The 23,964-nt window shown below is 58.8% G+C and carries 25 protein-coding genes and 2 pseudogenes; 8 read left to right on the plus strand and 19 right to left on the minus strand.

Annotation, left to right across the window (positions count from 1 at the left end; translation table 11 throughout):
• Positions 1 to 93: 93 nt before the first annotated feature.
• Positions 94 to 1,119: a class II fructose-bisphosphatase gene (gene glpX, locus HMPREF2878_RS07630; protein ID WP_005510610.1), complete on the minus strand. Its 1,026-nt coding sequence runs from the start codon at positions 1,117 to 1,119 to the stop codon at positions 94 to 96.
• A gap of 374 nt (positions 1,120 to 1,493) precedes the next feature.
• Here glpX and HMPREF2878_RS07635 point away from each other — a divergent pair, with 374 nt between their 5' ends.
• The gene (locus tag HMPREF2878_RS07635; RefSeq protein WP_083309521.1) at positions 1,494 to 2,123 is read left to right on the plus strand and encodes a DUF4245 domain-containing protein; all 630 of its coding nucleotides are present in this window, start codon (positions 1,494 to 1,496) and stop codon (positions 2,121 to 2,123) included.
• Between the two features lie 118 nt (positions 2,124 to 2,241).
• Here HMPREF2878_RS07635 and HMPREF2878_RS07640 read toward each other — a convergent pair whose 3' ends face one another.
• The 4 genes from HMPREF2878_RS07640 to HMPREF2878_RS07655 all read right to left on the minus strand — a co-directional run bounded on the left by HMPREF2878_RS07640 (position 2,242) and on the right by HMPREF2878_RS07655 (position 6,721).
• On the minus strand, positions 2,242 to 2,532 hold the full coding sequence (locus tag HMPREF2878_RS07640; protein WP_049181637.1) for an exodeoxyribonuclease VII small subunit: 291 nt from the start codon (positions 2,530 to 2,532) through the stop codon (positions 2,242 to 2,244).
• Positions 2,533 to 2,593: 61 nt separating this feature from the next.
• Positions 2,594 to 3,829, minus strand: coding sequence for an exodeoxyribonuclease VII large subunit (gene xseA / locus HMPREF2878_RS07645; protein WP_049181635.1), 1,236 nt, complete (start codon positions 3,827 to 3,829; stop codon positions 2,594 to 2,596).
• A 107-nt stretch (positions 3,830 to 3,936) separates the two neighbouring features.
• Entirely contained in the window at positions 3,937 to 5,091 is a 1,155-nt protein-coding gene (locus tag HMPREF2878_RS07650) for a DUF6542 domain-containing protein (RefSeq protein WP_070653207.1), read from the minus strand.
• A 79-nt stretch (positions 5,092 to 5,170) separates the two neighbouring features.
• Entirely contained in the window at positions 5,171 to 6,721 is a 1,551-nt protein-coding gene (locus tag HMPREF2878_RS07655; protein WP_070605729.1) for an AI-2E family transporter, read from the minus strand.
• Between the two features lie 94 nt (positions 6,722 to 6,815).
• Here HMPREF2878_RS07655 and ychF point away from each other — a divergent pair, with 94 nt between their 5' ends.
• The 3 genes from ychF (at position 6,816) to erm (ending at position 9,419) form a co-directional block, all read left to right on the plus strand.
• Positions 6,816 to 7,895: a redox-regulated ATPase YchF gene (gene ychF, locus HMPREF2878_RS07660; protein ID WP_070653264.1), complete on the plus strand. Its 1,080-nt coding sequence runs from the start codon at positions 6,816 to 6,818 to the stop codon at positions 7,893 to 7,895.
• Between the two features lie 72 nt (positions 7,896 to 7,967).
• Positions 7,968 to 8,411 (plus strand): recombinase family protein, encoded by a 444-nt coding sequence (locus tag HMPREF2878_RS11515; protein ID WP_223845690.1) that lies wholly within the window; start codon positions 7,968 to 7,970, stop codon positions 8,409 to 8,411.
• A 153-nt stretch (positions 8,412 to 8,564) separates the two neighbouring features.
• On the plus strand, positions 8,565 to 9,419 hold the full coding sequence (gene erm / locus HMPREF2878_RS07665; protein WP_070653209.1) for a 23S ribosomal RNA methyltransferase Erm: 855 nt from the start codon (positions 8,565 to 8,567) through the stop codon (positions 9,417 to 9,419).
• 219 nt (positions 9,420 to 9,638) lie between these two features.
• Here erm and HMPREF2878_RS11395 read toward each other — a convergent pair whose 3' ends face one another.
• A complete protein-coding gene (locus tag HMPREF2878_RS11395) occupies positions 9,639 to 9,962 on the minus strand; it encodes a type IIL restriction-modification enzyme MmeI (protein WP_049189366.1) in 324 nt (107 codons plus the stop codon).
• A 287-nt stretch (positions 9,963 to 10,249) separates the two neighbouring features.
• Here HMPREF2878_RS11395 and HMPREF2878_RS07675 point away from each other — a divergent pair, with 287 nt between their 5' ends.
• Entirely contained in the window at positions 10,250 to 10,531 is a 282-nt protein-coding gene (locus HMPREF2878_RS07675; protein ID WP_049189367.1) for a type II toxin-antitoxin system RelE/ParE family toxin, read from the plus strand.
• Between the two features lie 34 nt (positions 10,532 to 10,565).
• Complete coding sequence (locus tag HMPREF2878_RS07680) at positions 10,566 to 10,826, plus strand: HigA family addiction module antitoxin (RefSeq protein WP_049189394.1); 261 nt, start codon at positions 10,566 to 10,568, stop codon at positions 10,824 to 10,826.
• Positions 10,827 to 10,880: 54 nt separating this feature from the next.
• On the opposite strand, the gene arfB is transcribed toward HMPREF2878_RS07680, so the two are convergent.
• The 9 genes and pseudogenes from arfB to HMPREF2878_RS07720 form a co-directional block, all read right to left on the minus strand.
• On the minus strand, positions 10,881 to 11,324 hold the full coding sequence (gene arfB, locus HMPREF2878_RS07685) for an alternative ribosome rescue aminoacyl-tRNA hydrolase ArfB (protein WP_010187974.1): 444 nt from the start codon (positions 11,322 to 11,324) through the stop codon (positions 10,881 to 10,883).
• A 31-nt stretch (positions 11,325 to 11,355) separates the two neighbouring features.
• Positions 11,356 to 11,946, minus strand: coding sequence for a putative glycolipid-binding domain-containing protein (locus HMPREF2878_RS07690; RefSeq protein WP_180950653.1), 591 nt, complete (start codon positions 11,944 to 11,946; stop codon positions 11,356 to 11,358).
• A 157-nt stretch (positions 11,947 to 12,103) separates the two neighbouring features.
• A complete protein-coding gene (locus tag HMPREF2878_RS11315) occupies positions 12,104 to 12,268 on the minus strand; it encodes a hypothetical protein (RefSeq protein ID WP_160310014.1) in 165 nt (54 codons plus the stop codon).
• Positions 12,269 to 12,473: 205 nt separating this feature from the next.
• On the minus strand, positions 12,474 to 14,366 hold the full coding sequence (locus HMPREF2878_RS07695) for a heavy metal translocating P-type ATPase (protein ID WP_049189368.1): 1,893 nt from the start codon (positions 14,364 to 14,366) through the stop codon (positions 12,474 to 12,476).
• Positions 14,363 to 14,722, minus strand: a complete 360-nt coding sequence (locus tag HMPREF2878_RS07700; RefSeq protein ID WP_012359887.1) for a Cd(II)/Pb(II)-sensing metalloregulatory transcriptional regulator CmtR — start codon at positions 14,720 to 14,722, stop codon at positions 14,363 to 14,365. The genes HMPREF2878_RS07695 and HMPREF2878_RS07700 overlap by 4 nt, the downstream gene beginning before the upstream one ends.
• An 82-nt stretch (positions 14,723 to 14,804) precedes the next feature.
• A pseudogene (locus HMPREF2878_RS07705) lies at positions 14,805 to 15,871 on the minus strand (LLM class flavin-dependent oxidoreductase).
• 361 nt (positions 15,872 to 16,232) lie between these two features.
• On the minus strand, positions 16,233 to 16,775 hold the full coding sequence (locus tag HMPREF2878_RS07710) for a DUF488 domain-containing protein (protein ID WP_049171224.1): 543 nt from the start codon (positions 16,773 to 16,775) through the stop codon (positions 16,233 to 16,235).
• A gap of 189 nt (positions 16,776 to 16,964) precedes the next feature.
• On the minus strand, positions 16,965 to 18,677 hold the full coding sequence (locus HMPREF2878_RS07715) for a SulP family inorganic anion transporter (RefSeq protein WP_049189369.1): 1,713 nt from the start codon (positions 18,675 to 18,677) through the stop codon (positions 16,965 to 16,967).
• Between the two features lie 288 nt (positions 18,678 to 18,965).
• Positions 18,966 to 19,274: a hypothetical protein gene (locus HMPREF2878_RS07720; protein ID WP_005510705.1), complete on the minus strand. Its 309-nt coding sequence runs from the start codon at positions 19,272 to 19,274 to the stop codon at positions 18,966 to 18,968.
• Positions 19,275 to 19,468: 194 nt separating this feature from the next.
• Here HMPREF2878_RS07720 and HMPREF2878_RS11520 point away from each other — a divergent pair.
• Positions 19,469 to 19,567, plus strand: a pseudogene (locus HMPREF2878_RS11520) (YtoQ family protein); the annotation flags it as partial.
• Between the two features lie 16 nt (positions 19,568 to 19,583).
• Here the strand turns inward: HMPREF2878_RS11520 and HMPREF2878_RS11525 are convergent.
• A complete protein-coding gene (locus HMPREF2878_RS11525; protein WP_049189370.1) occupies positions 19,584 to 19,907 on the minus strand; it encodes an amphi-Trp domain-containing protein in 324 nt (107 codons plus the stop codon).
• A gap of 322 nt (positions 19,908 to 20,229) precedes the next feature.
• On the opposite strand from HMPREF2878_RS11525, the gene HMPREF2878_RS07730 reads away from it, so the two are divergent.
• Positions 20,230 to 20,724: a 2'-5' RNA ligase family protein gene (locus HMPREF2878_RS07730; RefSeq protein WP_049189371.1), complete on the plus strand. Its 495-nt coding sequence runs from the start codon at positions 20,230 to 20,232 to the stop codon at positions 20,722 to 20,724.
• Positions 20,725 to 20,823: 99 nt separating this feature from the next.
• Here HMPREF2878_RS07730 and HMPREF2878_RS07735 read toward each other — a convergent pair whose 3' ends face one another.
• The 3 genes from HMPREF2878_RS07735 to HMPREF2878_RS07745 all read right to left on the minus strand — a co-directional run bounded on the left by HMPREF2878_RS07735 (position 20,824) and on the right by HMPREF2878_RS07745 (position 23,672).
• Positions 20,824 to 21,708: a hypothetical protein gene (locus HMPREF2878_RS07735; RefSeq protein ID WP_070549903.1), complete on the minus strand. Its 885-nt coding sequence runs from the start codon at positions 21,706 to 21,708 to the stop codon at positions 20,824 to 20,826.
• A 146-nt stretch (positions 21,709 to 21,854) separates the two neighbouring features.
• Entirely contained in the window at positions 21,855 to 23,096 is a 1,242-nt protein-coding gene (locus HMPREF2878_RS07740) for an MFS transporter (protein ID WP_070653212.1), read from the minus strand.
• 51 nt (positions 23,097 to 23,147) lie between these two features.
• Complete coding sequence (locus HMPREF2878_RS07745) at positions 23,148 to 23,672, minus strand: CBS domain-containing protein (RefSeq protein WP_049189374.1); 525 nt, start codon at positions 23,670 to 23,672, stop codon at positions 23,148 to 23,150.
• Positions 23,673 to 23,964: the final 292 nt, after the last annotated feature.

The following is a 23,964-nucleotide window of genomic DNA, read 5'->3' on the forward strand; positions in this document are numbered from 1 at the left end:
TGCGATGCAGAACCGTTAGCGCATTCGTCTTCAAGTATGAATCAGTTTGTTAAAAAAGTGGTGCCCTGAGGGCACCACTAAAGGGGTAGTTACTTACAGATCGATGTCAGGCATCTCGCCCTTGCCGTAGTCGATGCTGGCGTACTTGCGCAGCTTCTCCAGGGAGTGGAAAGCCTCGATGCGACGAATGGTGCCGGACTTGGAGCGCATAACCAGCGAGCGGGTCCATGCACCGTTACCGCGGTAAGCGACACCGCGCAGCATGTCACCGTTGGTGACACCAGTGGCAACGAAGTAGCAGTTGTCGGATGCGACCAGGTCATCGGTGGTCAGAACACGAGAAAGATCGTGCCCAGCGTCGAGAGCCTTCTTAATTTCGGCCTCATCGCGCGGGTGCAGTTTGCCCTGGATTTCGCCGCCCATACACTTCATGGCGCATGCGGTGATGACACCTTCTGGGGTGCCGCCGACGCCCATCATGATATCGACCGAGTTCGTGTTCTGAGCTGCGGCAACAGCGCCAGCAACGTCACCATCGCCAATCAGTCGAACCTTGGCGCCAGCTTCGCGGATGTCACGAATCATGTCAGCGTGGCGCGGGCGATCCAGCACGACAACAGTGACATCTTCCGGACGCAGCCCCTTGGCCTTAGCAACGACCTTGATGTTGTGCTCAACTGGAGCCTCGATGTCAATCTTGCCGGCAGCCTCCGGGCCAACAGCAATCTTATCCATGTAGAACACAGCCGACGGGTCGTACATGGAGCCGCGGTCTGCAGCAGCAAGAACAGCGATAGAGTTCGGGCGGCCCTCTGCCATCAGAGTCGTGCCGTCAATCGGGTCAACCGCGATGTCAACGGCCGGGCCTTGGCCGTTGCCGACCTTTTCGCCGTTGAACAGCATCGGGGCTTCGTCCTTTTCGCCCTCGCCAATAACAACGACACCGTTCATAGCCACGGTGTTGATGAGCTGACGCATGGCATCGACGGCAGCGCCGTCGCCCTTTTCCTTCTGACCACGACCGACCCACTGACCAGCCGCCAGTGCAGCGGACTCAGTAACTCGGACGAGCTCCATCGCAAGGTTGCGATCTGGTGCTTCAGGATTCGAGGCGTTCATTGACTTCTGGCCCTTCCGTCGTTTTTTTTTAGGAACTCTTTTGAGGTTTGAGAATGTGCTGGGAGACGCCACGCCAGGAAACTGGGGTTTGGCGCTGCAACAATTTCTATTTATCGATGTTTGGCGCGTCCTTTTGAGCGCCATTGCATCTGTTACTAGTGTTCCACCTTTTTCATCTTCGGGGGTGGACGCAGCGCCAAAGTGGGGGGAGCTTCAGGGCTAAACTCCCACATCACGTGAGTATCAGTATTTTGTTCTGAAATCCGTTCGCTTGACGACGTCGACAGCGTCCGTCATCAAGTATTGCTAGCCGCAGCTGTGCGGATGCGACTGATGACTAGGTTCGTTGCGGGGCCTTTGGCATACTTGAGCGCGTGGCGAATGAGAAACCTAGGATTTTGCAGGACAGTCGAGACATGATTCTCACCCTCGTGGTGATGTTTCTTGCGGTGGCTGTCACCATCGGCTTTACCGGCCTGTGCAGTTTTAACCCCGGGAAGCCGGAAAACGGTCCGGTGCGCGAGGTCGATGCCGCCCCATTCGTGAACATGGAGGCTCGGCGCGTGGACTATCCAGTTCGCCTGCCGAAGGTGCCTGAGGGCTGGACTTCAAACTCGACCCGCGCGGGTATGGCGGCGGGGAAGCAGACGACCATTATTGGCTATGTCACCGCTAGCGGAGCATTCGCCCAGGTCACGCAAACAGATGCGGAAGCAGGTCAGCTGCCGGATGACGGTAAGAATCGTCTCCGCGACGGTACCACTGACGTGGAAGGTACAACCTGGACTAAGTATGTGCCGGCTGAGGACAACGTGCGTCGCGTATGGGTTGGGAACCTCGGTGACTCCCGCGCAATTATCGAGGGCACTGCCAACGACGAGGAGTTCACACAGTTGGCGGCGGCTTTGCAGAAGGCCGAGCCAATCGATCCGGACGCGACAATGCCGGATCCGTCACAGCCGCAGCAGACTGCGTCCGAGACGCCGTCGGCACCAGCAAAGTAAGCTGAGTTGAGAGGTCGCCTGGGTCGATAATTCCAACTAGCGCGATAAAATAGCTGAACTCAACTATCGGCCACGAGATGAGAAACGACGTGCACTGACGATCGTTTCTCGTCTCTTTTTATTCCTCACCGCCCGCATTCTCGGCCGAAGCCGCGGCATCCTGATTCTTGCTGGCCAAGGCGGCTTCAACTTTTGCCCGTGCGCCAGCTAAATGTTCCTCGCAGCGGCGGGCCAGCGCCTCGCCTCGCTCCCACAGCGCCAGGGATTCATCCAGGCTCATCTGTCCGAGTTCTAGGAGCTTGACGGTCTCAACCAGCGCATCTCGCGCCTGCTCGTAGCTCAGGTTCTCCACCGGTACCTGTTCCTCCGAAGAGGGAGCCTGACCCGCGCCGAAAACATTGTCATTCATTAGCGAATACGTCCTTCACATCTAGTAATTAAAGCTTCAAGGTTGGAAAAGTCAGTGCTTATTAATTCGCTGGCTTCGTAGCGAGCGTTGCTGCAGAGATGGAGCCGTCACTGACGCGAATTCGCAGTTGGGAACCCATCGGAGCATCTGCAATAGAGGTCACAATCTGTGGTTCTGGCTGAGTAGCCGATTGTGCCTGCACGATGGCATAGCCGCGAGCGAGTGTGGCAGAGGGGCCAAGTGCTGAAACCTTGCCGCGCAATCCCGATACCACTGCTTCCTCGCGTTCCAGACTGCGGTGGATGAGAAAACGCAGCCGATCGACCTGCGCCGTGACAAACTCTTCACGCACGCGGATGGGAGTGAGCGGATCGCGCAGTACCGGCCGCGACGTCAAATCCCGCAGAGTAGCTACTTCACGGTCAACCCATCGCCGCAGGGATGCCGAGGTGCGTTCACGCAGCTGTGCAATTAGGCGGCGTTCCTCAGCAGCATCGGGCACTGTTTTCTTTGCTGCATCCGTCGGTGTGGCAGCACGTAAGTCAGCGACATAATCCAACAGTGGAGTATCCGGCTCGTGTCCGATCGCAGAAACCACCGGTGTTGTCGCCTTACTCACCGCACGAATCAGCGCCTCATCTGAAAAAGGCAGCAAATCTTCGACACTGCCACCGCCACGGGCGACGATGATGACGTCGACCTCCGGGTCGGCGTCGAGCTGTGCCAGAGCCTCAATAATCTCCGGAACAGCCTTGGCTCCCTGCACAATTGTGTTGATTACCCGGAAATCCACCTCAGGCCAGCGGGCACCCGCAACCGAAAGCACATCGCGTTCAGCTGCCGAACCGCGACCGGTAATCAACCCGATCTTGTTGGGGAGGTAGGGCAGAGGGCGTTTCAGCCGTGGATCAAAAAGGCCTTCCGCCGCTAGCGCTTGGCGCAGCTGTTCCAGCCGTGCCAATAGTTGCCCCAAACCTACGGGCCTCCACTCCGTAGCCCACAGGGAAAACTGCCCCCGCCCGGCATAAAACGCAGGCTTGCCCAAAACCACTACGCGGTCGCCGTTGCGCAACGGATTATTACGCAGTGCCGCAGTAGAACAAGTCACCGACACCGAAAACTCCGCGGAGGTGTCACGCAGAGTGATGTAGGAGAGCTTCCAACTCGGCTTGGAGTTGACCTGGGCGATTTCCCCCTCGACCCAAATCTGTCCAAGGCGCTCAATATAGTCCTTGACTAACTGGTTCAGGCGCCGAACCTGAACCGGTTTCTCGGCCGACGTTTCCAATTTCGACATACATCAACACTTACACGATGGGGCGGATCGCCCTGCTAATAAACGCAGGTTGCCCACAGGCTAAATTTGCCTGTGGGCAACTGTGACGGTAAAGGTGCAAGCCCGAGTTACTTGCGGTAACGAGACCTGCTATCGTGGCCGGTTATCCGCTCCTGGCGAGGGCGCTGCTGTCGCGGTGGCCACTCCTCGGTGCGGCGGTGGTTGCCCACTTGGCGTGCGGGGCTCTGTTGAGACTTTTCGGACGGAGACTCCGGCGAGGACTGTTCTCCCCACATCCGTGCCGTTCCTTCAGTTTGACGACGGGGAAACTCTGGCGTTGGCCGCTGCGGTGCGTTTGGCCTTTCAATCGGACGACGAGGCTGCTGTCTAGTCGAGTTCGGCGAAGTGGAATCCTGAGTGAACTGCGCCTGCCCCGGATGCGAGCGAGACTGCCAACGGGAGGTTGGCTGCTGAGCCCGCTGTGCGAAATTCGAGCGCTGCTGGGCACGCTCCCCAGAACGGTCAACTGGTCGCTTACGCAGTTGCTCGGCGTTGCGCGATGCCGAGTTGGCGTTCGCTGCAGGTCGGGCACCAGAACGAGAAGTCTCCTGCCGAGAGCGTGCAGCTTGCTGGCGCGCCTGGCGGCGAGCTTCGGCATCTCGGATAATGTCCGCAGCGGGACGTCGTGAAGCAGGACGTTCCTGGGTGCGAGAGGCGACCCGGCGATCAGATTCGGCGAGACGACGGCGAACCTGAGAGCTGGATTCGACAGCGGCTTCGTCACGGTGCTGGCGTTGTTTAGCGACCTTGCGCTGGGTGTTGAGGGATTTCTCCTGGGTGCGGGTGATTTCGAGGTAACGCCACACTGCGATGATGACACAGATAATCATCAAGACCAGCAGCCACGGGAACTGCTGGATGATGGGATATGCCGAGGTCACCAGGCGAGCGCGTTTAGAGGTTGTCGCGGTCGCGCCACCATTTTCAGGATCGGCGAGAGAACCGGTAAACCACGCTGTGAAAAAGGTGACAAGCGCGAACAAAATGGGGATTTGAGCGACGGTAACTACCAGACCGCGAGGAACCACCAACAGTGTTCCGGCCACAGCAGCCACGGCAAAAGCAATGAAGTAGGGCTTGCCAATCGAACCGTTGGGAACAGAAAAGAGCAAACCAATAACGCCAGCTAGAAGCATCAGCAACGGCGGCACAAACATTGGCACGCGTGGAAGCAGGGGTTTGTTTCCACTGCCTTTACGGGTTATTGCTGATCTGTTCGACACGAATGCGTATCCTACCGGTTATTAGTGATAATACGGGCAAGCCCGGTATGTGGGCTCGCCCGTGTCTTAAAATTTCGCCTTACTTCTTTTTCTTAGAGAAAGACCCGGAGACCACTTCAGAGACTTTATGGAAGGCCTTGGTCATCGTTCCCTCTTCCTGCTTGGTCGGACCAGCATCGGGGGAAACCTTACCGGCGGTGCGAGCATCTGCCTTCACGGCGCTCTCTGCAGAGCTGTCGGAGTCGTCACTGCCCAGGCGGAACGAAGCCAGTCGGTCGCGCATCGCACGGCCGGCAGCTTCAATTTGAATACCCGAGATCGATCCGGCGTCCGTGGCGAACTCGATGTCCTTTGCGGTCTTGTCGCCCGTACGCAAATCTGTGAGGTCGCCGAGGTAGCGGAACCAGACCGCGACGACTGCGGTGACTGGCACCGCCAGGAAGGCGCCGATGATGCCGAAGATACCGCCACCGAGCAGAACGACCAGCAGGACGATTGCGGCGTGCAAGTCCATAGCCTTGGCCTGCAGGATTGGGGAGAGGATGTTGCCCTCGATTTGCTGGACAGCAATGATGATGAGCAATACGAGGATTGCTGTAGTCAGGCCGTTGGCGACGAGTGCGACTACCACTGCAATGAAGCCGGCGGTGAACGCACCGACAATAGGAATGAAGCCAGCGAAGAAAGTCACCACGGCCAGAACCATTGCCAGCGGCACATTCAAAATTGCAAGACCGGCACCGATGAAGACCGCGTCGATAAGCGAAACGATAGCCTGCGTGCGGATGTAGCCCGACAGCGTGTTCCAGGAGCGGGTGAGCACCTCGGTGAGGTGCCAGCCGAGACGACGTCCGGTCAGGCGGCGGAGCCATGGCAGGAAGTCCTGGCCGTCCTTGATGAAGAAGAACGTCAGAACCAACATTGCCATCAAGGTTACGGCGGCCGAGGAGACCACCGAGATGCCTTGGAAGACTGTGTTGGCGATATCGCCGGAGCGCTCCTGAAGCCATGTGGACCCCTGGTCCAGAGCATCGAGAATCTGCTCATCCTTGACGTTAAATGGCGGGGCCTGAATGATGTTCTGGACTTCCTGAATGCCGTCGGTGAACTGGCGACGCAATTCTGGGAACTGCGACTGCACAGTCGGGGCGAGGAACGCGACAACGCCGCCAAGCACCGCCACCGCGCCTAGGATGACCGTCAGTGCGGCGAGTGCGCGGGGCCAGCGGTGTTTCATCAGGAACACGGCGGGCGGGGCCAGCACCGTGGAGACAATCAGGGCCAACAAAATCGGCAGAACGCCAGCCCAAATCTTTCCCAGAATCATAGCGCTGACGTACAGCGCCGCTGCTGTGATGAGGAAGCGCAGACACCAACCTGCGAACCACCGGGCGCCCTCGCCGATGACGTCGGCGCGGTCGATGGACTCGGAGTCGTTTTCGCTCATAAGCTCATCGAGGTTTTCAGCATCTTCCGGCAAATCCGGTTGCGTTGCCGCTGACTTATGGGCGTCGGAGGGTATAGACAGAGACTGTTCTATACGCAGAGGCTCCGATCCCATTACGTGATCGATAGCGTCTTTTTCGGACTGCGCAGTCCGCTCTTCGCCTTCATTGGGTTTATTGCTCACATATTCATTATGGGGGTTCGCAGGGGATAGGGGGCAACTTCACGAAGCTAGGGCGAGTTCAAATCTGTCTCCCCAAGCCCGTAAGATGGGCAATGTGAGTCTTACACTTGGAATCGTCGGTCTGCCCAATGTCGGAAAGTCAACCCTGTTTAACGCCTTGACACGCAACGATGTGCTGGCTGCGAATTATCCGTTCGCCACCATCGAGCCGAACGTCGGCGTTGTGGAGCTTCCCGATCCACGTTTGAATAAGCTCGCCGAAATTTACGGCTCCGAGCGTATTCTTCCGGCTACGGTGTCGTTTGTGGACATCGCCGGCATCGTCAAGGGTGCATCGGAGGGCGAAGGTCTTGGTAACAAGTTCCTCGCCAACATCCGCGAGGCTGACGCTATCTGTCAGGTCGTGCGAGTATTCAATGATGATGACGTCGTGCATGTCGACGGCAAGGTCGACCCGGCCTCTGACATCGGTGTGATTGAAACCGAGCTGATTCTGGCTGATATCCAGACTATTGAGAAGGCGCTGCCGCGTCTGGAAAAGGAAGCCAAGAAGGATAAGGACAAGGTCGGCGAGGTTGAAGCCGTCAAGCAGGCTCTTGCCGTGCTGGAAGAGGGGCGCACTCTCTTCGCTGCTTCTGATGATGTGAAGCTCTCTGCTCTGCGCGAGCTGCACTTGCTCACCGCAAAGCCGTTCCTCTACGTCTTCAATGCTGACGAGGAAGTGCTTGCCGACGAGGACCGCCGCGCGGATTTGGCCGCTGCTGTGGAACCGGCGGACTGTGTATTCCTCGATGCGAAGGCCGAGTCAGACCTGCTGGAGCTGGATGAGGAATCCCGCAATGAGCTGCTGGCCGAAATTGGTCAGACTGAGCCGGGCCTGCATTCGCTTGCTCGCGCTGGTTTCCGCACTCTTGGTCTGCAGACTTACCTGACCGCTGGCCCGAAGGAGTCTCGCGCCTGGACCATTCCGAAGGGTGCTACGGCCCCGCAGGCTGCCGGCGTGATTCACACTGACTTTGAGCGTGGCTTCATTAAGGCTGAAATTGTGTCCTTCAGTGATCTGGTCGAGGCCGGTTCGATTGCCGAGGCAAAGGCTAAGGGGAAGGTCCGCCAGGAGGGCAAGGACTACATCATGCACGACGGCGACGTGGTTGAATTTAAGTTCAATGTGTAGCTAGGCCTTATTAATAGCGTTTGACAACACGCGCTCCTATTTGCCGTCGTATCTCACGAGACGCTGACGTGGATGGCCGCACCATCGACCTGCAGCCTCAGGACTGTGAAGTCATTGCAAAGCAGCGTGGCTTGCACGTTGGACATAGGACATAACGACGTCGATCAGTCCATTTCCGCGTCAAAGAAGAATGTGGCTCGCCCCAACTACGACGCCATGGTGGCATCCCTCGAACGCGGCGAAATCGACGCGATCATCTGCTGGGACCTCGCTGGACAGTCCGATCGGTCGGACAGAATTACTCCCGCACCCCAGCGTAATCAGGGGTGCACCTTAAAAACATTCGGAGGTGGGGGTAACTCCCCCTCGTTGCCCAGAGACAAAATACGCCAGTGGCGTCTGTATGACGCCCCGAAGGTAGGACAAATTCCAATCCAGAGAGGTCTTGCACTGTTGCGGTGCGGTTGTCTTCTTTCTCACCGTATTGCACCCTGCGAAATTAATTGGATACGATAGAACCATGTTGATTTCAGGTTCCGTTTTCATGCGGCCGCTCACCAACCGCTAAGGCGGTTTTCTCCCTCCCGCGGGTCAAAAACCGCTCCGGTCCTTTAGCCGGGCGGCCATTTGCCATGCCCGGCTCCGTTTCAACTCCACGGAGCACACCTGATGTCTACATACGGATACGGCCGTCACGAACATGGCCAAAATTTTCTCACAGACCAAAAGATCATCAACACCATCGTCGATCTTGTAAAACAAACCACCGGCCCCATCATCGAGATCGGGCCGGGAAGCGGTGCCCTCACTCACCCGATATCCCGCTTGGGGAGGGCAATAACGGCAGTTGAGGTAGACGCAAAACTAGCTGCCAAACTCACAAAAAAGACCGCCTCGGCGTCGGTCGAAGTGGTCCATGATGATTTCCTTAACTCCCCGTTACCCGCCACTCCCTGCGTCATTGTGGGAAACATTCCCTTTCACCTCACCACTGCCATTCTTCGAAAGTTGTTGCATGCGCCGGCATGGACTGACGCTGTACTCCTCATGCAGTGGGAAGTCGCTCGCCGCCGGGCCGGGGTAGGCGCAAGCACGATGATGACGGCTCAGTGGTCCCCATGGTTCACGTTTCACCTTGGTTCCCGAGTACCAAGGTCTGCTTTCCGTCCACAGCCTAACGTTGACGGGGGGATCTTAGTGATCCGCCGGGTGGGTGACCCGAAGATCCCGATAGAGCAACGCAAAGCCTTTCAGGCTATGGTGCACACCGTTTTCACCGCCCGGGGACGCGGGATAGGGGAAATTCTCCGAAGGGCAGGGTTGTTTTCATCACGTTCAGATACACAATCATGGTTGCGCTCGCGAGGAATCGACCCCGCAACCCTACCCCCCAGATTGCGCACCAGCGACTGGATCGATCTCTTTCAGGTGACTGGTTCCTCTCCATCGCACCATCGGCCAATTTCACAATCGGGAAGTAGTCAACGCCCTCCTCAACGCAAAAAACGAGGCCGGCGGCGTTAATCTCCCCGCCACCCAAACCGAAATCCACCAGTAGTAGTGGACGACCAGTGCTGGTCTACCGTGAGCCGGGTTATGACAGTGACGTGTTCTCGTCGGGCACAGTCATAGTTCCCGGCGTTGCCGGCGACAGGGTTCTATACCCAGCAGCGGGGCCGATCAAAATTACCCGCACGGGGAACGACCCTGCTGGTGGTTTCGATTTTGATGGAAGCGAGGAGATTAGCCCCTCGACAACTCCCCGTAGCTGGCGAACAGTAGCTCCTGGCGCTGGCGCTCGTTGGTGAGTTTGCGTGCCACACCGAAAGCTTTATTTACTTCTCGGTCCATTTCGTCGTGAGCCTTGAGCAGAGTTTGGTCCATCGCTAACGGGTTGTAGTGCTCCGCGAGTGACCCCTCGGGGTGCCGCTCGCGGGCCCGCAGTACCAACTGTCCAGCGTCGATGATTCGCTGCTGCGCTTTCTCATCTAGTTCACACGGAGCTGGTCCGAAGGAGTAGCTCCCGGTGTACTCCGAAGAACGGAAAAATGAATAGTGGGGATACATCGACTTCCATTTTCCATTCTCCCGGCTCAGAGTATTGAGGGGGCTGGGACCGGGTCCGTAAACCCTTTATGTTTTCCACGCACAGCGGTTTATAGCGACGATCCCTATAGGTTTTCCGCAGAACCTATATGTATTTCTGTGCACCCCCATGTTGTCCGTTTTAGCGGTATTTCGTTGCTACTTCCGCACTTGCGAATAAAATGGTTATTTATCGCCGACACTCCGTGGAGTTCAAATTTAACGTGTAGCGTTATTGACGCTTCGCGTTATGGGGGATAGGGTGAAGCATGATCCAGTCGTTCGCTGACAAGGACACTGAGCGTTTGTGGAATCGAGAGCGAGTTCGCTCGATCGATTCCCGCATTCACTCAGTAGCGCTGCGCAAGCTTCGCCAGCTTGGGTACACGCAGACTCTTGATGAGTTACGGATTCCCCCGGGAAACCGGCTCGAGGCGTTGAAAGGTGATCGGCGGGGTCAGTTCAGCATTCGAATCAACGACCAGTGGCGGATCTGTTTTCGTTGGTCCGCCGCGGGGCCAGAGGAGGTTGAGATCGTTGACTACCACTGACAAGCTCCCTCCGGTTCACCCCGGTGAGATCCTCATGGAGGACTTTCTCAAGGAAATGGGGATCACCCAGCACAAGCTCGCAGTCTCCATCGGCGTTCCGCCCCGCCGGATCAACGAAATTGTTCACGGTAAGCGGGCTGTAACCGCGGACACTGCTCTTCGCTTGGCTAAGTTCTTCGGAATGAGCCCCCAGTTCTGGCTCGGGTTACAGACTCAATATGACTTGGACGTTGCGGAAGACAAGATCCTCTCGGAAATCGAGCGGATTCAACCGGTCCAAGCTGTCTCAGCGTAGCGGTTACCCGAACCAGGTCCGTCAGCGTGAGGATATGCATGCGGATGGTTCGAACTAGGGAATTTGGGGCCGCCGTCGCGTGGACTTGAGTTCCGAGCGCCGCTTTTTCGCTTCGAGACGGCGTCGCACCGAGCTCCGCGTCGGCTTGGTCCTGCGCCGCGGGGGAGGAGGCGGAGCGAGCGCCTCGCGCAAGAGGGCGGCCATGCGTTCGCGTGCCTCGGCGCGGTTGCGTACCTGCAATCGCTGGGTCGATGCGGTAACGGTAAGGACGGTGCCGTCTAGGCGGTGCTCGTGGTTGTGGAGGACGCGGCGACGCTGGGCGTCGGAAAGCGATGAGCACGTAGCGATATCGACGGAAAGCTGCACTTTGCTGTCCGTAGTATTGACGCCTTGGCCGCCTGGTCCCGACGACTTCGCGAACCGCTCCGTCAGGTCGGCGGCGACGATGACCAGACCCCCGGGGATCCCTGGGCCAGGCGCGATGGTCAGGTCGTTCATACCGCCCAGCTTAGTTAGAGTTGTTTCCGGATCAGACCCGCCGTGCGAGATCAGGGTAGTGTACGACCACGCCGTCACCGTCGACCTCCAACTCGACGTCGACTCCCCGTGTTCCGCTTTTGTATCGGACAGTTTCAGCATCGACGGAGCTGTAGTACTGGTCTGATGCGATCACCTGGAGGGACGGTATATCAATCCAAGCCATGATCAGCTGCGTTTTCGGGACCTGAGTCTCAAGCAGCGTCAAGCGACGAATAGGCATTGTGTTGGTGAGAGGGCACAGACCGAGATCGCAATCGAGTGCGGCTTTCAGGTCGGCTGACTGGACGATACCGGGGGAGGGCAGATCTTCAGGCTGGGCGCCCTCTTCATTGGTTTCCGCCGACCACACGCCTTGCTCGGACCTAAACAGCTCGAGGCTTCGCCCCCATCCGTCGCCTTCAACGTTCACCGACACACGTTCGGTCACCCAGTTCTCCGCGGCGCGCAGCTCCCACGTGGCCTTGTATCCATCGCCGTATTGCACTCCGGAAGCGGTCAAACCGGCTCCTAAAAAATGAACTGCGGCCTCGTTCCGGATGAGGGGAGTCTTGACATGCTCCCACTTATACGTGCGCTCCATGGTGAGGATTTTACCACGCTTGATGGTGCGAAAAGGCAGGTAGCTTTCGACTGAAACTCGGTCGAGTTCAAATTCAACGTTTAACGCGGGCAGCCGCCGCCGGATTCTCGGTGGCGATTCCGGCCCGAACCTCGGGGACATTCTCGCGCTTCCTCATCTACGTGAGCTCCGCGATTCCGGCCAGCTCACCGCTGCCCCCATCTTCGATAGTTTGAGCGAGCTCGACCACGACCATCTGATCTGGTGCACTGGTTTCCGTCCGGCCCTCGGCCCATTCCGCCACCTCATGCGCGACCGCGAAACCGCGGTGAAGAATCTCCATCTAGTTGGTTACGGCAACTGGACCGGCGACGGTTCGGCAACCCTGATAGGTGTCGGGTCCTTTTGCTAAATACGCTGCCTAGGTAGTCGCGGGTCGTGTCGATGAAGCGCGGCATCAAAAGTTTTGAGACGACGCTTGGTCCCTGAGCAGCTCGATCCTTCAAAGATCCGCGCTGGAGAGCCAGCGCGCTGGGCGAAGGTGCGCCTCAGCGCTTCGCTCGCGCAGCCCGCAGGCCGTTCAAGATCACGATAACTTCAGCGACCTCGTGAACCAATACGACGGCGGCCAGACCCAGCACGCCGCTGATCGCCAGCGGCATCAACACGATGATGATGGCCAGAGACAGCACGATGTTCTGGTTAATAATCCTGCTGCCTCGACGGGCGTGCTGCAGCGCCTGCGGGATCAACCGGAGGTCGTGGCCGGTGAAGGCGACGTCAGCGGACTCGATTGCGGCATCAGAGCCGGTCGCTCCCATTGCTATGCCCACCGTCGCGCCCGCCAGCGCAGGAGCGTCGTTGATGCCGTCGCCAATCATCGCCGTCGGCGTCTTGGAGGAGAGCTCGGCGACGATGCTTGCCTTGTCCTCCGGGCGCAGCTCAGCGCGCACATCGTCGATTCGGGCGATTTCAGCCAGAGCCCGGGCGGTGCGAGCGTTATCGCCGGTGAGCATGCTCACTTCCACGCCGTTGGCGTGCAGGGTCTGCACAGCTTCGGGTACCTCGGGCCGCAGCTCGTCGCGGACCCCGATCGCCCCGGCGAGAGCGTCATCGACGGTGACAAGGACGCAGGTCTGGCCCTCGGACTCCATGCGCTCAACGTCTGCCTTCAGTGGCCCGGCGTCGATCCACCGGGGACTGCCCACAAGTACCCGTCGACCTTCGACGGTGCCGCCGATGCCATGCCCGGCTTCCTCGCTGATGTCCAAGGCAGCGGGCGCTTCGGGCCCCGCTGCCGCGATCGCAGCGGCGAGGGGGTGCGTCGATTGCTGCTCAACTGCCGCCGCGAAAGCAAGCACCTGAGCCCGATCGAATCCGTCTGCCGGGACCACGTCGGTAACCTCGGGCTGGTTGCGGGTAAGGGTTCCGGTCTTGTCCACCGCCAGGTGGCGGATGCCGCCGAGTCGCTCGAACGCCGCGCCGGATTTGATGACCACGCCGAACTGGCTGGCCGCGCCGATCGCGGCCACGACCGTCAGCGGCACCGAGATTGCCAGCGCACACGGCGATGCTGCGACCAGGACCACCAACGCGCGGGTGATCCACGTCTCGGGGTCGCCCAGCAGCGAGCCAATCACGCCGACCAGCACCGCCAGGATCATCACCCCGGGCACTAGGGGTTGGGCAATCCGGTCGGCGATCCGGGCGCGGTCGCCCTTTTCCGCCTGCGCCTGCTCGACCAGGTCCACGAGTGTGGTCAGCGAGTTGTCCGTTCCAGCTGCGGTCGTCTCGACCTCCAGCACGCCGGCGGAGTTGATTGCTCCCGCGGGCACCTCGTCGCCGGGCGCAACCTCCTCCGGAATGGATTCTCCGGTGATCGCTGAGGTGTCAAGGCTGGAGCGCCCAGACCGAATGATGCCGTCCGTGGCGATCCGCTCTCCGGGGCGCACGAGCATCAGCTCGCCAGCCACGAGATCCTTCGCTGCGACCTCGACCGTCGTACCGTCGCGCAGCACCGTCGCGGTCTGCGGTACCAATTTCAACAGTGCCCGCAGTCCGCCCTGGGCCCGGTCCATCGCCTTGTCTTCCAGTGCCTCGGCGATCGAGTACAGGAACGCTAGCGCCGCCGCCTCTCCGACGTAACCGAGGATTACCGCGCCGACCGCGCTGATCGTCATCAGCAAACCAATGCCGAGCTTGCGCTTCGTGGCAAGGTTCCGGATAGCGCCGGGCGTGAACGTATACGCCCCTAGCAGCAGGCCGATCCAGAACAGAACTGTCGCGGGTGTCTCTAGTCCGGACCAGTCCAGCGCCAGACCTATGCAGAGGGCTACGCCGGAGAAGATCGGCAGTAGCAACTCGGGGTCCTTCCACCATGGCCGATCGAGATCTTCGATCTCCGTGGCTGGTTCGTGTTCGCATCCACATGCTGAACTCATGCGTCCGCTCCTTTTCCGTCGCAGCCGGGCACCGAGCACTCAGGGTCGATGCACGGGGCGTTTTCGTCGACAGCCAACGTCGCGTTCACTAGTGCGTTGAGCGCTGTCGCGAGGTGCGGATCGGCGATTTCGTAGCGTGTCTTGCGGCCCTCCGGCTCGGCGACGACGATGCCGCAGTCACGCAAGCAGGTCAGGTGGTTCGAGACGTTCGAGCGGGTCAGGTCCAGGTCGCGCGAAAGCACGGCCGGGTAGCTCGGGCCGTCGAGTAGGGTGATCAGGATTCTGGAGCGCGTCGGATCCGCCATGGCCCGGCCGAGCCGGTTCATGACGTCGAGGCGTGAAGCAATAGTCAGCATATACTGAACTATACAGCAATTACTGAACTATTCAACACGCACTGAACTGACATTGAAGCGAAGAGCTTGCGAACTGCAGGAATTAGTCGATGAGATAGCCGGTAACTGGGCCTTCGTGATTCGGCTGCCAACCCAACGCGGGGGCGACATGCGTGGCGAAGTTGTCCAAGATCTTCACGTTGACGTCGACGCCATCCCGGTGGGGATGGTGATGAGCAGGGTGTCGGCGGACATGACGGCGGCGTCGGCTTTGAGCTGCTCAATGAGTTTGTCCGGCTCGGCGGCATAGGTGCGGCCGAAGGTGGAGGCGCCGACGTCGGGAAGCATGCCCACCTGATCGGAGCCGGAGGCCTGCATGCCGAACAACTGCATGTCCGCGCCGTCGACGATGGGGAAGATAGAGCGGGACACCGACACGCGCGGCGTCCAATCGTGGCCCGCCTTCTTCCACGCGGCGCGATAGCGGCTGATCTGATCCGCCTGGATTTCGCCCAGAGTCTCGGCGGTGGTCTCGGAGACCAGGGTGGAGGACATCAGGTTGAGCCCGTCCTTGGCGGTTTGCTCGGCAGAAGCGTGGGTGCCGGAGCCGTAGAAAATATGCTTACGCAGCTCGGGCGCCATGGGGAAGACCGGCAGGGCGGAGCCGGGTTGGAATATGTTGGGGTACTGCCGGTCCAGCGGTGCGGCGGTGGCGAATCCGTTGCCGTCCACTGCAGCCATGAACGCCTCGAGGTGGGCTCGCGCCACGTCCGCGCCGTTGGGCGCTTTACCCCAGTAGCCGAAGGCCTCCCAGCCGCGGTCAGCCACCTCGGGGGCGCCGCGCGAGATGCCCAGGGCCACGCGGCCACCGGAAATTTGGTACAGCGACGCGGCCTCTTCGGCGAGGTAGAGCGGGTTTTCATAGCGCATGTCGATGACACCGGTGCCCACCTCGATGTGTTTGGTAGTGGCCGCGACAGCACCCAGCAGCGGCATCGGGGCGGAGGCCTGCGGCGCGAAGTGGTGGACACGAAAGGACGCGTTGTTCACGCCGATTTCGTCCGCAGCCTGGGTGATCTCCAGATGAGTCTTGGCGATCTTTTCTGCAGATGGCCCGCGCTAGCTGCCGAAGGCGTAATGCCCGAAGCTTAAGAAGCCGAACGCTTTCATTGGATAACACTCCTTTTGATGGTGTTAACGAGAGGGGGTAACTTTGCAACGAGATGCCGTGGAGTTCAAGCTCGACGTCTAGGGCCGTGGCAAGTCGGTAGTACGTTTTTCGATTCGACGCTTTGGGGCACACTACCGGGGTTGCCGGTGCTCTTCTTAGATTGCGCGGTTCAGATTTCCTAACCTAAAGCTCGTTTGAGCGTGCTATCCGCTGGTGTGCCTCCGATGCTGCTGCTCATAAGGTGGTGGGCGCTCCATGAATACAAGGCGTAAGTCGCGCCTTAGGTCAGGCCGAGGAGGATGCCGTGGCTCACTGGGTCGTAGTCCGAGTTTCCGCACCCACTGGCCTCTGGTGTACGCGCTAGCCCCGCTCGGGGTAGCGCACGAGGAGATCGTTGCCGATGACTGCGCCGTCGTTGAGCGTTGCCTCGCTCACCTTCGCCCCGGCTGCACCCAGACCCATAATGTGGCCAACCTCGTCACCGTGGGCGATGAGGTGGTCGGCGATGATACGCCGGTGGCAGCGCCACCACACCGCCTCGGCGCACATGATTGCGGTGGGGGTTTCCGCGGCGTTCGCCCGTAGCTGCGAGATTGCGTCGGAGAACTCCTCGCCCAGCGCATGGTCGGCGTAATTGTGGAAGCTGCGGTTACGCCAGTTGCCGTTAACCTCAAACGGCACCGAGTGGGACACGTTGCGCCGCCCGGTGAGGCCCTCGCTTCTGCTGTAAGTGATGCCACATGTAGGAAGGTGTTCGGCAAGGTAGTCGCCGTTGAACCACGGGTACTTCCTGGATCCGGGCAGCTTGCGCACATCCACGATGGATGCCACACCGGCAGCTTTGATCATTTCAGCGAAGTCCTCGAACTCGAGGTTGGAGTGGCCCACGGTGAAAATGCGCATGTCGCCAATGCTACGCGCCAAGCGGTTACACCCACATCGGCTTCACGAATGAGAAGGTGACTTTGCAACGACACGTCGTGGAGTTTAAGTGCAACGTGTAAAGGTTTTTCAAGCATCGCGCGATGGGGACGTGGACCCACGATTGCAGGGTCGACTGCGACGGAGTGACCATTGTCTGGCTCAGCCAAGCTATTGACTCTGCGATGCTGCGGATGTGCCATCAGACTCTTCGTGCTGAATGCGTGAGGCATGCAGTCGGGCGTGGGCGATGGCGTCAGGGGTGTTGTCGAAGACGTGATTCTCGTGTGCAAGCTGGTCGAATACGCCGAGTTCGCGCAACACCGGAAAATGTTCGGGCTTCGTGGCTGCGAGCAGGACTCTGGTACCGCGGCGTTCGAGGCGCCCGATTGTGTCGGCGAGCATCTGGGCGCCGGTGGCATCGATCGTCGTGACGTAGCGCATGCGGAGTACGACAACCTTGACCGACGAGGCATCAGCGAGCTCGAGGAGGAAATCGTGCGCTGCGCCAAAGAAGAGAGGGCCTTCCATACGGAAGGCGGCGATGTGCTCGTCGAGGAGCTCGCGTTCCTTGTCGCGGTGGTCTCCCTCGTCTAGTGGGGCGGCTTCCAACACCGCAGTGCGGGCGGTCTCGCGCAGTGCGAAGAAGCCCGCCATTACAAGGCCGATGAGTACGGCGACGACAAGGTCGAACACGACGGTGGCGGCAGCTGTGATGAGCAGGGTCGCCCCGTCGCCCTTGGTGGCGCGTATCACCGAGCGGAGGTTCCGCGGGTGGATCATCTGAATCGCAGTGGCGATGAGCACGCCGGCGAGCGCGGCGAGAGGAATCTCGCCCACCCACCGGGCCGCGACGAGCACGGCCACGAGCAGGAGCAGCGAATGGAACACCGCTGCCAGGCGTGTGCCTGCGCCTGCACGCACGTTGACGGCAGTTCGGGCAATCGCGGCGGTTGCGGGAATCCCGCCGAACAGGGGCGCGACGACGTTGGCCACGCCCTGCCCGAAGAGTTCGCGGTCGGGATCGTGCCGGTCGCCGACAGTCATTGCGTCGGCAACCGTCGCAGACAGCAACGATTCCAGCGCACCGAGAGCTGCGACGGCGACCGCTGCAAACAGCAAGGAATCCAGGTGCTCCCACGGAATCTCTGGCCAGCGCGGAGCAGGCAATGTCGACGGGATGTAGCCGATTGTCTTCAGGCCGCTGTCTGCCAGCATGTTGATGGCCGTTGCTGCAGCTACCAACACTAGCGCCGCGGGGAAGCCACTACGGACGCGCGCAGCAAGCACGATTCCAGCCGCTACTGCAAGGGTCATCACGGGCGCCTGCCATGCCGGAGTATCTAACCAAGCATTGATTGAGCCCCACGCCAACCCGAGGACTTTCTCGCCCTCCACGTCAACACCAAGTGCTGCAGGCAGCTGTTGTAAGCCGATGATTAACGCAATACCGGCGGTGAAACCTTCGACGACAGGTAGTGGCATGTACTTCATCGCGCGGCCAGCGCCGGTGAACGCCAGTACGAGCAGCATGAGCCCTGCCAGCACGCCGACGACGAGAACCCCATCGGCACCATGGTTGGCCACGATGGGGATTAACACGACGGTCATTGCGCCGGTCGGGCCGCTTACTTGGACGTTACTACCGCCGAAGATCGCGGCCAGGATACCCGCAACGATGGCCGTCGTAATTCCGGCCGCCGCGCCGACACCGGACGCAACGCCGAAGCCGAGCGCGAGAGGGAGTGCGACGAGGGCCACCATGAGGCCTGCCGAGAGGTCGCGCCCAATCGTCGCGCGGGACCAGTCCGAGCGGCGCGGTGCGAAACGCAGGGCACGAGATTGGAAGCCCACCGTAGAGGCGGCGGAGGAGGGGCGGGTCATGCTACTTTCTTGCTCCTTCAGGGCTCAATGACACTCAAAGGATACACAAGGTATCATCCTCCGACGGCCGCATTCCCGGTTCTGGCCGAGGCCTCATGTCGACGGAATAAAACTTCCTGACCTGGCGGGAGTTCGCTGGAGCGTTGTCGCGGTGCTTGGAGTGACGCGTGTGAGCCGGTGTCCGAAGAGCAGACAGCCCGGGAGAATCGGTACCAGTGCCATACAGTGCGCGACACCACTGCTCATAGGACGGGCCCGACGGCGGGCTGGGGGGGGGCCGAGGACCGGCTACCGGATTCGGGCTTTCGCGGCGACGAGCAGCAGGGCGGCATGGTCGACTTCGCCGTTTTTGATCTCGCGATTGAGCTTGTGTAGCACCACGGGGCAGCGCAGGCAGCGGATGCCGGATTTGCAGCACTTCTTCTTCGGCGTCATCGCAGCCAGTTTAAAGGGGTCCTTGCCGGCGAGCTTTTTCGCGGCTTTGGCCTCGGCCTTCGAGTATTCGGGCAGGCGTAGCGAGGTCGTTGCCGCAGCCTTCTTCTTGGCTTTGGCGGCGTCCTTCTTCTTGCCCTTGTCGCCTTTCTTGCCCTTGGCCATGCGCGTTCCCTTCGTCGCGAATTTTCCTGAATTAGGTTAGCGTCACCTCATGCGATGTGGGGAGGCGTGGGTGCCTGACGGGTGTAATTGGGTGTTGCTTGACGACGGCTTGCTTGTCGGCCAGTGCCGCAGCGGTAAATGACAGCCAAAGGACGCAAAACCGACCAAAACGACTCAGGTCTGTTTACTGTGACCTGCGGAAATGGCGAGCGGTAGTGAGTTGTTTCGGCGACCAGTACAAACAGTGGAACGCCGCCTTCGATGCAGGTTACTGTGCTGCGCGGAACAAACCGGACAGCAACAAGCCCGCTAGGAGATTGCGAAGCCAGATGCTGGTCCAGGTTTTTCAACGGGCTCGCCAGCCTCGTCGACCATCCAGTCAATTTCCAGCTCCAGCTCGCGCTCGATGCCAGCACGCTTTCGAGAATCGACGACTTCCATCGTGGTATTAAACGATGTCGGCATGGTCATCGTCACCGCGGACTCGCCAGTGCCGAGAGTCATTTCCCCGGCGCGGATGCGAGCTGCCAGCGTCTCCAGTAGATCCGCGAGCTCATCGCGGTTGAAGCTTGCCTTGCTCTTCACCAGCTTTTGATTCTTCGGGGGCGTAATCTTTTTAGGTTTCGGTGCCATGTCTTTACTTACCTTTCCAGCCGTGTCGGTATTTGTGCAGTGCGGAGAATTGGCCGTCACTCCACACTGTCTTTGAAGATGGTCTAGAAAGCTTTCAGGAAGCTTATCCATCTCCATTATCCCAATAAAAGTAGTTATTACCAGGAGAAATAATAAGAGGCTAGAAATGTCTATAGGTAGGTTATAAATTGTGGAAAATCCCTACGCTATGCTCTGGGGTGCAAGGTCCTAAGTGCCTTAGGTGAGGAGCTTTAGTAACGGCGCCCTTGGAAAGTGCTTCAAACGTGTCGACCGACAGCAATAGGGGAGGAGTAAACGTCACATGGTGTCACCCGACAACATCCTGATGTACCTTCTGCCTGAGCAAGAGGCGCAGATTAAAGAGATCTTTGTGCAACTGGCAGAGCGTGGATTCCCGCAGCAGAATCAAAAGCCCCACATCACCGTTACTTTCGCACCGACCATGAGCCCGGAGGTAATCCAACGAGCAGCCGAAATTCTCCCACCGCTGATGCCTGCGGAATTTCGCAGGGTAGGAACGGTGGTGTTCGGGACAAAGAGTAAACAGACTGTCGCATGGTTATTAGAAACAAGCGATGAGCTGGAAGAAGCTGCTCGCGAGATCAGTCGTCTTAACCCTGAAGGTCGCGGCTCCCGCTGGATTCCGCACCTGACTATGGGGCTGCGAATCCCGCGGGATATGGTTCCCGGTTACGTCCGGGCTCTTGATGAACTAACAAGCCCGCACTTCAAAACTCTTAGTGCACCACGCGCTGCGTTCTGGAGTCCCAAAGTGCAGGAATTAACGGAGTTCTAGGGAGACTCCAGTACTTGTGTGCTGCTGTGCCTCAGCGATTACGTCCCCGCTACTTCACAAAAACTGTGGTTTCAGAAAACAGTAGCCTAAGAAGAAAAACTAAGCGGCATCCATAATCTTCTTTGCCTGGGCATCGAAGACCTCCAAGGCGCGCTTCTTTGCCGCTTCCTTGGACTCTGGGGTCGCCTCTGGAATCTGCATGGGATCCGTCGTGTTTTCCATGTTGCCAGCTGATGCATCCGGAGTCGGGGCGGCGGACACCATTACCATTACGCCGTTGACGATGCCGACAATGTCGTAGCTGGTGGCCGTAGTATCCGTGCCACCGGCGTTGATGTTCGCACTGGTCTCGTGTGCAGTGAATTCAGCTGGCTTGACGGAAAGATTTGGCTCCCACTTTTCTCGGTGCAGTTTCATTGTGGTCGTCATGTCCATGTCATTAAACATGTCCTGCATCTCAGGAGAAATCTCCTGACCTTCCATGGAGTCTTTCAGAATGTCGGAAGCATCCATCGTAGCTGTCACGTCGGAGCACTTTTCGAGGCTGTCTTCGTACTTCTGGTACGCATCAGTGTTCTTCAATACTGAGACGCTGACAGCGACGTTCTCTTCCTTAATGTCCGTGTAAGCACCGGCAGCATTCTCCAATTCCTCAGTTGAGTTGGTGAAAGTGGCGCATTCGGCCGGTTCAAATTTCATTGAGTCTTCCGAAAACATCTCCATGGCATCTTTGAACCCGGTGATTTTGTTTCCGGAGAAGTCCACACCTTGAACTTCATTAGTGAGCAGGAGCTGATCTTCGGCTGCAGCTGGAGCTGACCCGTCTGCCTTCGTCATCTTGCTGGTCGACTCTTTGCCTGCCTCGCCACCGGCATTGCTGCTTTCTTCCCCCGAGCCGCATGCGGTGAGCAGGGCGGCGCTTGTACAACCTGCGACGACGGTTGTCGCAATTTTCTTCCACATTCCAGAGCTGCGCTGCTTCATGATTCCTCATTCCATCGAGCTGAATTTCAACAACCTATGCAACCTGCTCAGATGTCCTGAGCCGGAGCCAATATTTTGTGAAAGAAAGAATACAAGAGCTCGCCTCGGCACGCTTCCCAAAAACAAGAATTTCAGTCGCGTCTGCTTTACGACGCTCCGTCGGACCTCACCGCAGACTGTGCAACCTTTGCCACGGGGTACGTGGATACCAACGCAATAATCGCACCGAAGATGAAAACGGGCACGAAACCGAATTTCGGTGCCGCGAAAGAAATAACAAAAGGAGCGAAGAAACCAACATAGGTCAGCGAATAGTAGATAGCAGTCGCAGCGCCCAGCTCGGCTGGCGGTGCGATAATTTGCACTTCGCGGAGGCCGGAGACCATCATTACGCCGTACGCAGCACCGAGGGCCAGAGCAGCGGGGAAAACGCTCCACACATTCTGGGTGAGTACGACGATGAGGCTGAGCAGCATTCCGACCGTCGTTAAGCCAAGACCGAAAATAGCTGGCGGGATAAAGCTGCTGGAACTGATGCGAGTGACCAGTGGTTGCACCAAAACGCCGGTGCCCATCGTGATACAGGCGATGAGCCCGGCGAAGGCGATGGGGTAGCGGGATTCGGCGATTGTTGGCAGGACGACGAAGGATGTGCACGCAGCGCCGAAGACCCACGGTGCCCAAGCGGCGACTGCCCACAGGAACCTCGGGCTAAGCGTGGCGGAGGAGAAGAACCGTTGCGGAGAGTCGTTGTGCGCTGCGTTTGGAAGTCCTCCGGAAGCGTTCCATGTTATTGGTGCGATAAAAAGCAGCAGTGCGAGATGAACAAGATAGGGGATGACATCAGGGCGCGGGGTGAATTCTGCGACCAACCCGGAAGCCAGGGGGCCGAGGGAGAATCCGGCGGAGAGTGCAACGGTTGCGCGCCGGGCAGAAATTTGAGGTGCGACGGGCGCAATTTCTTTGATCCACGAGGCACCGGCGGCCATTACCATGCCCATCGAAATGCCGATGATAAGACGTCCTACCAGAAGTGATGGGAAGTGGAACCAGATGCCGGTGAGTAGGACGGCTGAGCCAACGGCAGAGGTTATGAGTGCAGGCCGGATGATGGCGCGACGGCCGAGCCGGTCGGAAAGTGGGCCGCAGATGAGTAGCGCGGGGATGAGTCCTGCGACGTAGATGGCGAAGAGAAAGGTGACCTGGGACTGGTTGAGAGCATCGGTTATTCGATACGCGGGCAGGAGTGGTGCGAAGAGGTTGGCTCCAAACGCAACCGCGAACATGCCCAGGGCTACCCGAATCCAGTCTCGTATCACGGTTGCCTCCTGAGGGCTCTCATCTGTGGGGATAGAACAGTGTGGTAACAACAATAGGCCAGCTAGCAAACGCTAGCTGGCCTATTGAGTTACTCGGGTCGTCTACCCAAGTTAGTCGCCCTAGTTATTGGCGGCGCCGAAAAACGCGGTAATCGGCGAGAAGAATCCCTTGGACTTCTTTGACTTCTTAGCTGCCTTTGTCCTGCCAAGAATGCGCTCAGAGATGCGGTCGGTGAGGACACCTACCAGCTTGCCGCTGCGGACGACGGGCAGCTCGCTGAGCGGCCCGTCAATAAGCTGGCGAGCCCTGATTGCAGCTGGATCCTCGGGCTTGACAAAGACCTTCACCGGGGCGCCGACGGTGTTCATGTAGGCATCGCGGTCGGCGTACTCACGGAGTTCCTTCAGCGTAATATCGCTGGTCAGGTAGCCTTCATCGTCGACGAGGAAGACACAGGTATCGTCATCGAGACCAGCAAATTCGGCTGCGTAGGTGCTCAGTGCCTCACCGACCGTGATGTCCTCCGGCAGCGCAATGTAAGAATCCGTCATGTGCATGCTTACGGTGTCAGGCAGGAGGCTGTACGGGCTGATTGAAGACTTCGGCTTGAAGAAGTTGGCGATGGTGTTCTGTGTCTGTGTCATTGTGGATCCTTTTCCAGGTATCCCAGCTCCTTTGCTAGGAGGGAATTTCTGTTGATTGAAAAATTATGGCTCCCCGCCTAAGAGTGTTGGCAATGTAATGCCGTAACTAAAGGTGGCCACTTGAGATGGACCCTTGCTTCGAGAGTCTTTCGAAACTCTCGATAAAGTGCAGGGCAGCGGCCTATGTGGATATAGGAGCCTTACCTAACGAGGTTGTTCGCTACGCAAAGGTTAACACAAGGTTACGTACACAGTAAAGAGGAATGAACGAAAAGCTTCCTAAAGGTGGCGG

Source organism: Corynebacterium sp. HMSC065H09 (genome assembly GCF_001812845.1).
Classification (GTDB): domain Bacteria; phylum Actinomycetota; class Actinomycetes; order Mycobacteriales; family Mycobacteriaceae; genus Corynebacterium; species Corynebacterium jeikeium_D.